Source organism: Streptomyces sp. NPDC058632, from assembly GCF_042717095.1.
Taxonomy (GTDB): Bacteria; Actinomycetota; Actinomycetes; order Streptomycetales; family Streptomycetaceae; genus Streptomyces.
In genome coordinates this window covers 1-12,767 of sequence record NZ_JBHXQZ010000045.1, presented here as the reverse complement: position 1 = coordinate 12,767, position 12,767 = coordinate 1, and the positions used below count along the sequence as shown (strand labels likewise).

General features: G+C 72.3%; 5 protein-coding genes. 4 read left to right on the top strand and 1 reads right to left on the bottom strand.

Annotated features, from left to right (window positions below; all coding sequences use genetic code 11):
• Positions 1 to 13: 13 nt before the first annotated feature.
• The 3 genes from ACFWVE_RS18605 (at position 14) to ACFWVE_RS18595 (ending at position 2,925) form a co-directional block, all read left to right on the top strand.
• Positions 14 to 1,129 carry a S8 family serine peptidase gene (locus ACFWVE_RS18605; RefSeq protein WP_384015111.1) on the top strand — a complete coding sequence of 372 codons (1,116 nt, stop codon included), beginning with the start codon at positions 14 to 16 and terminating at the stop codon, positions 1,127 to 1,129.
• A 73-nt stretch (positions 1,130 to 1,202) separates the two neighbouring features.
• Positions 1,203 to 2,207: an ABC transporter ATP-binding protein gene (locus tag ACFWVE_RS18600; protein ID WP_384015108.1), complete on the top strand. Its 1,005-nt coding sequence runs from the start codon at positions 1,203 to 1,205 to the stop codon at positions 2,205 to 2,207.
• Complete coding sequence (locus ACFWVE_RS18595) at positions 2,188 to 2,925, top strand: ABC transporter permease (protein ID WP_384015106.1); 738 nt, start codon at positions 2,188 to 2,190, stop codon at positions 2,923 to 2,925. The genes ACFWVE_RS18600 and ACFWVE_RS18595 overlap by 20 nt, the downstream gene beginning before the upstream one ends.
• Before the next feature lie 111 nt (positions 2,926 to 3,036).
• Here ACFWVE_RS18595 and ACFWVE_RS18590 read toward each other — a convergent pair whose 3' ends face one another.
• The gene (locus tag ACFWVE_RS18590) at positions 3,037 to 4,347 is read right to left on the bottom strand and encodes a hypothetical protein (protein ID WP_384015103.1); all 1,311 of its coding nucleotides are present in this window, start codon (positions 4,345 to 4,347) and stop codon (positions 3,037 to 3,039) included.
• Between the two features lie 890 nt (positions 4,348 to 5,237).
• Between ACFWVE_RS18590 and ACFWVE_RS18585 the strand changes: the two genes are divergently transcribed.
• The coding region (locus ACFWVE_RS18585; protein WP_384015102.1) for an amino acid adenylation domain-containing protein at positions 5,238 to 12,767 on the top strand (7,530 nt) is incomplete at its 3' end.

The following is a 12,767-nucleotide window of genomic DNA, read 5'->3' as shown; positions in this document are numbered from 1 at the left end:
AACTCTGATGTGCGTGGGCGCGACGACCGCCCCGGGACACGCGGTGGACTCCGGTACCGTCGCCGCCGCGGACGGCGGCAACGCGGCGAACGCGAGCTATCTCGTCGTCTTCGAGGACGGAGCACGGCCGGACCTCGCCGGCACGTACGGCGTACGGGTCCGGGACACGTACGGCCACGCGCTGCGCGGAGCGCTGGTCGAAGGCAGCGCGGAGCAGGCGAAGCGACTGGCCCGCGACCCGGGCGTCCGCCTGGTGGAACGGAACACCGTGGTGCACCGCGGTCGGTCGCACAGGGTGACGCAGGAGTCGCCGCTGTCCTGCGGACTCGACCGGATCGACCAGCGTGCGCTGCCCCTCGACGGCTCCTACACCTACCCGCGCTCCGCGGGCCGGGGCGTCGACGTCTACGTGATCGACACCGGCATCGACTACGGCCACCCCGACCTGGCGCCCCGGGCCCGGCCCGGCTTCGACGCCTTCGGCGGGGACGGCGCCGACGAGCACGGCAACGGCACCCACATGGCCGGGATCATCGGCGGCACCGGGCACGGCGTCGCCAAGCGGGCCGAGCTCATCTCGGTGAAGGTGCTCGACGCACAGGGCGGCGGCTCCCTCGCCGGAGTGGTCGCCGGCATCGACTGGGTCACCGAGCACGCCGACGGGCCGTCGGTCGCCAACTTCGTCATCGGCGCCCCCGCGAGCGAGGTGCTCGACGAAGCGGTGCGCAACTCCCTCGCCGCCGGCGTCACCTACGCGATGTCGGCCGGAGCCAGCACCGACGACGTCGCCCACTCCTCGCCGGCCCGGGTGACCGAGGCCCTCACCGTCGGCGCCTCCGACTGCGCCGACCGGGTCGCCCCGTTCAGCAACTACGGCAAGGGACTGGACCTCTACGCCCCCGGGGTGGACATCACGTCCACCTGGCCGGGCGGCGGCACCGTCACCGCGTCCGGCACCTCGGTCGCCGCCGCGCACGTGTCCGGCGCGGCCGCGCTCTTCCTCGGCACGCACCCGCGGGCCGCCCCGCGCGTGGTGGGCACCGTGCTGAAGGCCACCGCCGTACGGGGCGCCCTCACCGGCGTGCCGACCGAGGACACCCCCGACAAGCTGCTCCGGGTACCCCGGTGAGACCTCGCCACCGCGCGCTCCCCCCGCGGCGCCCCCGACCTCCGCACACCCCTCCAAGACAACGGGCAGGACATTGCTGACCATCGAAGATCTCGTGAAGCGCTACCGGGACGGCACCCGCGCCAACGACGGCATCAGTCTGCGCGTCGAGGCCGGTGAGGTGGTCGGCCTCCTGGGACACAACGGAGCCGGCAAGACGACTCTGATCAACCAGGTGGCCGGGCTCGTGGTGCCCACCTCCGGCACCATCAGGGTCGACGGATGCGACCCCGTCGCGGAACCCGCCAGGGCACGCCGGATGGTCTCCGTCATGCCCCAGGCCCACGCACCGCTCGCCGGGGTCACCCCGCGGCAGGCCATCCGGACGATGGCCCGGATCCGTGGGATGAGCAAGCAGGCCGCCGCCGAGCGGGCCGCCGAACTCCTCGACGCACTCGACCTCGGCACCTGGGCCGACACCACCGGAGAACGCCTCTCCGGCGGCGTCCGCAGGCTGACCGCGTACGGCATGGCCGCGGCCGACCCCGGACGCGTCGCGATGCTCGACGAACCGACCAACGACGTGGACCCCGTACGCCGCAGACTGCTGTGGCAGCAGATCCGTGAACTCGCCGACCGGGGCTGCGCCGTGCTCCTCGTCACCCACAACGTGGTCGAGGCCGAACGGAGCGTGGACCGCATCGTCGTGATGGGCTCCGGGAAGGTGATGGCGGAGGGCACCGCCGCCCAGCTCCGTGCCCGCGCGGTCGGCGACCTCAGACTGGAACTGACGGCGGCCGTCCCGGACGACCTGCCGCCCCTGCCGGCCCACATCCCCGTCGCGGGCCCGCCGCTGTGCGGCTCCCGGCGGCTGGCGGTGCCCCTCGCCTCCGGCGCGGCACCGGCGGCGCTCGCCTGGGCGCAGGAACTCCGCGACGCGGGGCACATCGACGAGTTCGCCCTGGTACCGGTCGGCCTGGAGGACGTGTACCTGCAACTCGTCGGCGCCGAGGACGCCTCCGGCACGGACAACGGCACGGACAACGGCACGGACGGCGGTACGGGGAACGGGGGCGACGATGGCTCACTGGCTGCGTAGTTACGGGCTGCTGCTCGGCTGGACCGCGCTGCGGAGCCGCGCGACCCTGCCCCTGAACCTCATCATCCAGACCTGCCTCGCGGTCGGCATCATCGTCGGATTCGCCTATCTGGTACCCGAGATGGACGACGCCACCGCGCTCTACCTGGCGACGGGCGCCCCGGTGCTGGGGCTCATCACCGTGGGCATGGTGATCGGCCCGCAGGAGGTCGCGTCCTCCAAACAGGAGGGCATCTTCGACTTCAACCGCTCACTGCCGGTGCCCCGAAGTGCCCTCATCGCCTCGGACGCCACCATCGCCCTGCTCACCGCCCTGCCCGGGATGGTGGCCGCGCTCGTGGTCGCGGGGCTGCGGTTCGACCTGACCCTCGACATCAGCCCGCTGGTGCTCCCCGCGGTCCTCCTGACCGCGTTCACCGCCATCGGCCTGGGCTACGGCATCGGGTACGGGATGGCTCCGCAGTTCGCCCGCATGATGTCCCAACTCGTCGTGTTCGTGGCCCTGATGTTCTCGCCGATCACCTTTCCGGCCTCCCGGCTGCCGGACTGGTTCGAGTCCGTGCACGCGGTGCTCCCGTTCGAGTACATGGCCGAAGCCGTCCGGGACACGCTCGCCACCCCACCGGACGGCGTCTCGGGTCTTCCCTTCGCCGTCCTGGCGGCCTGGTCCCTCGTCGGGTTCCTCATCACCTACCGGATGATGTCCCGCAGACCCTGAGCCACCCTCACGGCAGCGGGACGGAGGAACGGCGACGTGACGCTCCCGGGCGGGGACCCCGCCCGGGAGCGCCACCGTCGTGACCCGCCCTGTCCCGACCGCCCGGCCCGCTCAGAGGTCCGTTCCCGCCGTTCCCGGCAAGGGCTCCACCACGGCCTCCTCCTGCGGGGCGCTCCCCTCGACGACACGGACCCGGCCGTCCGGCCCCCGGGTCCACTCCCGGTACGGACGGAACAGCATCGGCACGCCCCGGGCGACGGAGAGATCGGCGCTGTCCATGGCCTGCAGGTGCACATGCGGCTGGGTCGAGTTCCCGGAGTTGCCGCAGTCCGCGATGTGCAGTCCCTCGACCACCCGCTCGCCGACGGAGACACGGACGGAGCCGGACCTGAAGTGGACCAGGGCGACGTACGGACCGCTCGGCGAGAGCGCGATGATGACGTGGTTCCCCGCGATGGCGTGCACGCCCTCCCGCAGCCGTGCCCCCTGCCCCAGCATGTACGGCACCAGCGCCAGCTGCGACCGCCGCGCCTCGTGGTCGGGCTCGGAGTCGTGGGCGGCGACGACCGTACCGCTGACCGGCGCCAGGATCGGCCGGCCGAACCCGCGGAAGAGCTCCGGGGGTTCGGTGGCGAGGAAGGTCCGCCAGCTGCGGCTGCCCGCCGCCCGGTGCCGGTCGTCCACGGCGATGAAGTCGATGGCGTAGCGGCCGCCGAGCAGGTCGGTGCCATGGCTCGGCACCCGCCGGGCCGGACTGTTCCTGGCACGCCACCGGCCGGTGAAGGGCATCGAGACCTCGACGCCCGCCGCCCCCGGAGCCTGCGCCGTCGGCTCTCCCGCCCGGGCGACGACGGTGCCCCCCGCGGCCAGGGCGGTCGCGCCGATCGCGACGGTGCGGGCGACGAACAGCCTGCGGGCGGGATCGTCTCCGGCGGCGGCCGCCGTTCCCGCGCCGACCGCCGCCCCGGTGCCGGCCGCCGTTCCGGTGCCGACGGCCGGCACCGCACCGGAGTGCGTGTCCGTGCCGGAGGCCGCCCCCGCGCCGGACGCGTCCGGGGACGTACCGGAAGGGCCGTGGGCAACCGCGTCCAGGGGCCCGCCGGCCCTGCGGGTCAGGCCCCGGCGCAGGAGTGGGCGGACGAGCTCGCCCAGGACCAGGGCGACGGTGAGGTACAGCAACAAGGTCGGCCACACGGCGGCCACTCGGGCGCCGATGCGGCGGACCTCGAAGGGCGGCTCGGCGGGACCCGCCGTCAGCACGAAGACGGTGACCGCCGACAGCAGCCACACCAGCACCGTGCCGATGCGCCGCCACCGGCTGCCGGCGGGCGAGACGTCCTTGACGAGCCGCCGGTACAGGTACCGGTGGACGACCGCCAGGACACTGAGGATCAGGACGGCGTTCAGGAGTGCGAGGGCCATGGGGCTGAGCTCCCGTTGGTAGGGGTGCTGTGCGTGAGGTGCTCGTGAGGCCGGGGTCCGGGGTCCGGGAGGACCCGGAGGGCGGCACATCGCCGGCCCCAAGTATGGCTGCCCCACACCTCGTCAACGCACCCGAACAGCTTGAGGGGATTTCAATGAATGGACATTCCCCTAGTCCTGCGGTGCCCGGTTCGGGCCGGTGGGCGTGGCCGTTCGCGCAATGTCCGGAGTTTATGCAGGTCAGCGGCTGCACTCGGCGGAAGATTCCGGTCCGTCGTGGGCCGGCGGGGCGGATCTGATCTGTTGACAGTCGTTGTTCGAGTCGACGAACATGCTCATCGATGGTGAAGGTATGAGTAGCCGCAGACTCCGGTCGGAGGCACGCGGGCACCTTCTGAACTCCTTGTGAATTCCGAGGCAACCGTTCAGGTTCGGGGGAACTTCGAATGCGAAGTTGCATGATGCATCGATCTGCGTTCCGTAGTCCGTCGACGGCTCCCGGTGTCGGTGGTGCCGTCGGGTCGACTCGATCGAACGGGCAGGTCGGAGCGTGTTGGCGCGGGCTCCGAGGTGCTGACCCCGGCAGGCGGGACACCGCTTCCGGTCGGTGAGCGCGGGTCGGTCCGCCTGATTCCGGACCCGGATGTACGAATTCACCGGCACGTCACTTCGCCATAGATCCCGAACCCCGCAACGGTCGACGACGACTCTTCCGGGACAAGGGGATTCAGGTGCCTGCCCCGCCTGGTGCACACCTTTTCCCGGGCAAGGTCACAAGCGCACATCATCGTTCATGACTTCAGGGGATTGCGGTCTTGAGTACTTCTCGTAACTCGGCAGAAAACCTCCCTGTCTTCCCGGAGGGCCGGCGGGGCGGGGCTTCCCGTCCGATGTCGCCCACTCAGCAGGGCATTCTGTTCCAGTCCCGCCACGGAGAAGGAGCCGGCCTTTACCACGCGCAGGTCGTGCTCGACGTCGCGCAGGAAATCGATGCCGACACATTCCGCCGGAGCTGGGAGCGCGTGACGGAGCGCCACGAGGCGCTGAGGACGGGCTTCTCGGACTCCGCGGGGGAGGCCCCGCGGCGGACCGTCCGCCAGGACGTGGAGGTGCCCCTGGTCCACGAGGACTGGCGCGGCCTCGACGAGGAGCGGCGGGCCGAACGGCGCGCCGCCCTGCTGCGGGAGGACCACGAGCGGGCGTTCACCCTGGACCGGGCGCCGTTGTGGCGGCTCCACGTGGCCCGTCTGGAGGAGGCGCGGTACCAGATCGTCTGGAGCCTGCACTACCTGCTGATGGACGGACGCAGCCGGGCGACGGTCCTGCGGGAGGTCGAGCGGACCTACGGGGCCCTGCTCTCGGGAGCACCCCTCGACGACCTCCCGCCCGCGACGCCGTTCGAGGAGTACACCGACTGGCTGGACCGTCAGGACCCGGCCCGCGCCGAGGCGTTCTGGCGCGACGAACTGCGGTCGGTCCAGCCGGCCGAACCCCTGCCCATCGAGTCCCGGACACCGGCCGACGGGCAAGCCGTGGACGGAGACGGGGGAAAGGGCGCCGGCGAAGCGGCCGGCGGGCCGGCGACGGTCCGGTACGGGCAGGTGTCCCTGGTCCTCGACGAGCGCGAGACCGCCGCCCTGCGTGCCGTCGGCCGGGACCACGAACTGACCCTCACCACGCTCGTCCAGGGCGCCTGGGCCTTCCTCCTGAGCCGCTACCGGAACACCGACGACGTGGTCATGGGCGTGACCACCCCCGGCCGTCCCGCGGACCTGCCCGGCGCCCGGCACATGGTGGGGCTCCTCAACAACACCCTCCCGCTGCGCGTGCGCGTACCGCCCGCGGCGGGCTGGGCGGACTGGATGCGGGACCTGCAACGGACGTACGCGCGGATCCAGGAGCACGAGTACAGCCCGCTGGTCCGCGTCCAGCAGTGGAGCGGGATCGGCTCGGGGGAGTCGCTCTTCGACAGTGTCGTCCTGGTCGAGGACGGGACCACCGCCGCGCACGGGGCCGGGACCGGTGCGCGGGCCGGGCACGACGGCTCCCTGCGGATGACCCGCGTCCAGGAGGAGAGCCACGCCGCCTACCCCCTGAGCCTGACGGCCACCCCCGGGGAGCGCCTCGCGCTCACCCTCCACTACGACACCCGTCGCTTCGAGGCGGCCGCGGTCGAACGGACCGCGGGGCACCTGCGCCGCGTCCTCGCCGAACTGGCCGGCCGGCCCGACGCCCGCACCGGCGAGCTGGCCCTGCTCGCGCCGGAGGAGTTCGCCCGGCTGGTCCATGAGTGGAACGACACCGACACCCCGTACTCGGACGACCTCCGCATCCACGAGCTGTTCGAGCGGCAGGCCGGCCGTGCCCCGGACGCCCCGGCGCTGCTGTTCCAGGACGAGCGGTGGACGTACCGCCAGGTGAACGAGCGGGCCAACCAGGTGGCACACCGCCTGATGAGCCTCGGCGTCGGACGCGGCGACCAGGTCGCGATCCTGACCGAGCGCTGCGCGGAGATGATCCCGGCGCTGCTGGGCATCCTCAAGGCCGGCGCCGTCTACGTCCCCCTGGACGTCAACGCCCCCGTCAAGCGCTGGCACTGGATCCTCGGCGCGCTGAAGGCCACCTGCGTCCTCACCCAGCACTCCCTCGTGCCCCGCCTGCTGACCGCCGACCCGCTGCCGGACCTCGCGCACATCCTGTGCCTCGACACGGCGGCCGACGACGGCACCGGCCTGCCGGGCAACGGCACCCGCCTGCCGGCCGGCAGCCCGTACACCCTTCACACGGCGGACGCCATCGCCGCGATGCCCGGCGACGACCTTCCCCGCCAGGGCACCGCGCAGGACCTCGCCTACGTCATCTTCACCTCGGGATCCACAGGCACCCCCAAGGGCGTCTCCGTGACGCACGCCCCCGCCGTGAACCTCATCGAATGGGTCAACAGCACCTTCGGCGTGGGCCCCGACGACCGTGTCCTGTTCGTCACCGCGCTCACCTTCGACCTCTCCGTCTACGACGTCTTCGGCGTCCTCGCCGCCGGCGGGTCGATCCGGATCGCCACCGGCGAGGAGGTCCAGGAGCCCGCGGCCCTGCTGCGCCGCCTCGCCGAGGAACCCATCACCTTCTGGGACTCGGCACCCGCCGCCCTCATGCAGCTGGTGCCCCTGCTCCCCACGGACGCCGACGGCGCGCACGAGACCGTCTCCCGCTCCCTGCGCCTGATCTTCATGAGCGGCGACTGGATACCGGTCCACTCGCCGGACCTGATGAGGACGGTGTTCCCCGCCGTCCAGGTCGTCGGCCTGGGCGGCGCCACCGAGGCGACCGTCTGGTCCAACTACTTCCCCGTCGGGGAGGTCGACCCCGCCTGGAAGAGCATCCCGTACGGCAGGCCCATCCAGAACGCCCGCTACTACGTCCTCGACGAGAGCCTGCGCCCCTGCCCGCTCGACGTACCGGGCGACCTCTACATCGGTGGCCCCTGCCTCAGCTCCGGCTACGCCGACGAGCCCGGGCTGACGGCGTCCAAGTACCTCCCCTCGCCCTTCGCCGGCACACCCGGCGAACGCCTCTACAGGACGGGCGACATGGCGCGGTGGCGCCCGGACGGGAACCTGGAGTTCCTCGGCCGCACCGACTCCCAGGTCAAGATCCGCGGCTACCGCGTCGAACTCGGCGAGATCGACAGCACCCTGAGCGAACACCCCGTCGTCCGGGACGCGGCGACCGTGGTCCGCGAGGACCGCGGCGGCGACCGGTCCCTCGTCTCGTACGTGGTGCTGGACCCGCGGCGCGCCCGCTCTGCCGTCCAGGAGGACGACGAGCCGCTGTCCGGCGACTCGCTGTCCGACAAGCGCATCGAACGCTGGCGCGAGGTGTACGACTCCTTCGACGCCGACGCGGCGAAGGACTCCGAGGACGGCAACGACTTCTCGGGCTGGAACAGCAGCTTCACCGGCCTGCCCCTCCCCCTGGAGGAGATGCGCGCCTGGCAGGAGGACACGGTCCGGCTGATCCGCGGCTACGAACCGCGCGCCGTCCTGGAGATCGGCTGCGGCACCGGCCTGCTGCTCTTCCCGCTCGCCGGGGAGTGCCGGCGGTACTACGGCACCGACTTCTCCACCGCCGCCCTCGACTCCGTCCGCGGCCGCCTCGACGCCCGTCCGGAACTCAAGGACTCGGTGGTCCTGCACCGGCGGGAGGCGGACGCCCTCGGCGACCTGGAACTGGAACCGGTCGACACCGTCGTCGTCAACTCCGTCGTCCAGTACTTCCCCGACGTCGACTACCTGGTCCGCGTCCTCGACGAGGCGCTGTCCCGGATCAGCGACGGCGGGCGGATCGTCGTCGGCGACGTACGGAGTCTCCCGCTGCTCGAGGCCTTCCACACCGCCGTCGAGGCGCAGCGCGCACCCGACGCCACGACCCGGCTGGAGCTGTGGCAGCGCGTCCAGCAACGCGTGCGGCAGGAGGAGGAGCTGACCCTCGACCCGGCCTTCTTCCACGACTGGGCGGCCCGCACCGGCCGCATCTCCCGGGTGGAGATCCGGCCCAAGGGCGGCCGCCACCTCAACGAGATGTCGATGTTCCGGTACCAGGCGGTCCTCCACGTCGGCGAGCCCGTCGCGGCCGCCGCCACGGCGGCACCGGACGGCCCCGAGCAAGAACACGCGTACGACTGGACCACCGACCGTCTCACCACCGACAGGCTCCGGGACCTGCTCGCCGACGGACCCGACCGGCTCCGGCTGCGCCAGGTGCCGAACGCGCGCGTCGAGGAGGCCGTCCGCACCCTCCGCTGGCTCAGGGGAGGCTCCGGCCTGGAGACCGTCGAGGCCTGGCGCGCCCAGGACCGGCCCGCCGAAGGAGTCGACCCGGAGGACATCCGCGAACTCGCCGAGCGGGCCGGCTACCTCGCCGTGCCCGACTGGAGCCGCCACGGCACCGACGGCGGCTACGGCGTCCTGCTGACCCGCACCGGGACCGAACCCGCCCCGGACAGCGCCGAGTTCGTCGCACCGACCGAGCCTGAGCACGAACCCCGTGACTGGTCGGAGTACGCCAACCAGCCACTGAAGGCGGAGATCCAGCACCTGCTCGTGCCCCGGCTGCACGCATACCTGGCCGAGCGGCTGCCCGGCTACATGGTGCCGTCCGACCTGGTACCGCTCGACGCCCTGCCCGTCACCTCCAGCGGCAAGCTGGACCGCCGCGCGCTGCTGCTCCCGCAGGCCTCCGGGTCCACGGGCGGCCCGACCACCGGGCTGCCCGCCCGCAACACCACCGAGGCGCTGCTCGTCTCGATGTGGGAACAGATCCTGGACCGCGCACCCGTCGGCGTCCTCGACAACTTCTTCGAACTGGGCGGCCACTCGCTGCTCGCCGTGCAGCTCGTCGCCCGGATCCGGCAGGTCTTCTCACTGGAGGTGCCGGTCCGCCTCTTCTTCGACCTCCCGACGATCGCCGAGATCGCCCGCGAGATACGGCGACGCCAGGAGGAACTGCAGCCGCGGCAGACCCGCCCCCTCACCGCCGTGCCCCGCGGCGGTCCGCTGCCGGCCACCTTCGACCAGCAGCGGCTCTGGTTCATCGACCGGCTGAGCCCCGGCACCACCTCGTACACCGTCAACTGGCTCGTTCCCCTGCCGGCGTCGATCGGGACCCCGGTCGTCCGTGACGCGCTCGGGCACATGCTGCGCCGCCACGAGCCGCTGCGGACCACCTTCCGCGAGGAGGACGGACAGGTCTGGCAGGTCGTCGCGGACCGGTGGGACGTCGACCTGCCGACGCTGGACCTCTCCCGGCTCGGGCTCCCGGAGGAGGAGAGCGAACAGCGGGCACGGGACGAGATCCGCCAGTGGTGGGACCGGCCCTTCGACCTGGAGGAAGGCCCCCTGCTGCGGGCGCGGCTCGTGCAGTGGTCGCAAACCGAGCAGATCCTGGCGTTCAGCGCCCACCACCTGGTGTTCGACGGCTACTCGATCGGCGTCTTCGGCCAGGAGTTCCTCGACATCTGCCGGGCCCTCGCCGACGGCGAACCCTGCCCGCTGCCGGACCTCGACGTGCAGTACGCCGACTACGCGGTCTGGCAGCAGGGCCTGTTGGAGGAGGACAGGCTCCGCCACCAGCTGGAGCACTGGCGCCGGCAGCTCACCGGAGCACCCGAACTGCTCACGCTTCCCACCGACTTCCCCCGGCCCGACGTACAGAGCCTCCGGGGCGACTTCCTGCGGCGGCAGCTGACACCGGCGGCGACCCGCCGGATCACGGAACTGAGCCGCGACTACCAGGTCACGAACTACATCACCATGCTCAGCAGTTACGCCGTCTTCCTGGCGCGCCACAGCGGGCAGGACGAGGTGGTCATCGGCGTACCGATCGCCAACCGCAACCGCGTCGAACTCGAATCCATGATCGGCTTCCTGGTCAACACGGTCGCGCTCAGGGTCGACCTGCGCGGCAACCCGACGTTCGAGGACGTGCTGCTCCAGGTCCGGGGGCAGCTGTTCGACGCCCAGAGCCACCAGGACGTCCCCTTCGAGCGGCTCGTCGAGGCGCTCCGGCCGGCCCGCAGCCTCAGCCACAACCCGGTCTTCCAGGTGATGTTCGCCGACGAGAGCCTCCCGCTCCTGGACCACCCCTCGGCGCTGGTCCGGCCGAAGCCGTGGATGCACGACCTGATCGCCGAGGGCATGAGCGTCGGCGTCGCCCGCTTCGACCTCACCCTCATGATCCAGGCCGCCCCCGAGGGCATGTACTACGGCCTCGAGTACAGCACCGACCTCTTCACGGCACCCACCGTCGAACGCCTGGCCGACCACTTCGAGGTGCTCCTGCACTCCGCCCTGGCCGACCCCGGACAGCGCGTCCAGCACCTGCCGCTGGTCGACGACACCGAACGCGCCCGGATCGTCGAGAAGGGCCACGGGCCCCGCAACACGGCCGCCCTCGAACCGGCCCCGCTCACCCGGCGGTTCCAGGAACAGGTACGCCGGACCCCCGACCGGCCGGCCCTCGTGCACGGCGACGCCCGGCCCACCTTCCGCGACCTCGACCGGCAGTCGAACCGGCTCGCCCGACTGCTGCGGGGCCGCGGCGTCGGGCGGGAGAGCCTGGTCGGGCTGTGCGTGCCGCGCTCGCCCGAGATGGTCGTCGCGCTGCTCGCGATCGTGAAAGCCGGCGGGGCGTACGTACCGCTCGACGCGACCTACCCGAGGGACCGGCTGGCCCACATGGCCGAGGACGCCGGACTGAGGGTCGTACTGGCCGAGCGGGCGGCGGTCGCGTCCCTGCCCGAGACCGACGCGACGGTACTGGTCGTCGAGGACCTCTGGCCCGAACTGGACGCCTGGCCCGACACCGACCTCCCCTCGGACGCCACCGGCGACGACCTCGCCTACGTGATGTACACCTCCGGCTCCACGGGCCGCCCGAAGGGCGTCGCCGTCACGCACGCCGACGTGGCGGCCCTGGCGCTGGACGGCCGCTTCGCCGAGGTGCGAGGGAACGGGTCGGGGCACGCCCGCGTCCTCATGCACTCCCCGCAGGCCTTCGACGCGTCCACGTACGAGCTGTGGGCGCCACTGCTGTCCGGCGGCCGCTCGGTGATCGCGCCGCCCGGGGCGCTGACCTCGGAGGTACTGCGGGAGCAGGTGGCCGCACACGGCATCAGCGCCGTGTTCCTCACGACGGCGCTGTTCCACCTCTTCGCCGAGGAGGACCCGGGCTGCTTCGCGGGCCTGAGCGAGCTGTGGACCGGCGGCGAAGCCGTACGGGCCGAGGCGGTACGCCGGGTCCGCGAGGCCTGCCCCGCACTGGTGGTCGTGGACGTCTACGGACCCACGGAGACGACGACCTTCGCCACCTGCCACCGCATCGACCCGCAGGACCCGACCCCGGCCGTGATGCCGATCGGCCGGCCGCTGGACAACACACAGGCCTACGTACTGGACCGCATGCTCCAGCCGGTCCCGGCGGGCGTGGCCGGTGAGCTGTACCTCGGTGGGGCGGGGCTGGCGCGCGGGTATCTGGGGCGGCCGGAGCTGACGGCCGGGGCGTTCGTGGCGAATCCGTTCGGCGAGGCGGGCAGCCGGCTCTACCGCACGGGCGACCTGGCCCGCTCCCTGCCCGACGGCACCATCGAGGTGTTCGGCCGGGTCGACGACCAGGTGAAGATCCGAGGCTTCCGGATCGAACTCGGTGAGATCGAGGACGCCCTCACCCGGCACCCCGACGTGACCGGTGCCGCCGTCCTCGTCCACCAGGAGGGTGTCAGCAAGCGGTTGGTGGCGTTCGTGGTGGCGCGTGAGGTCGTGGCGGGGGAGACCTTGCAGGCGTTCCTGGGGGAGCGGCTGCCGGGTTACATGGTTCCGGGGGTGTTCGTTCCGCTGGACGCCCTGCCGCTGAATCCGAACGGGAAG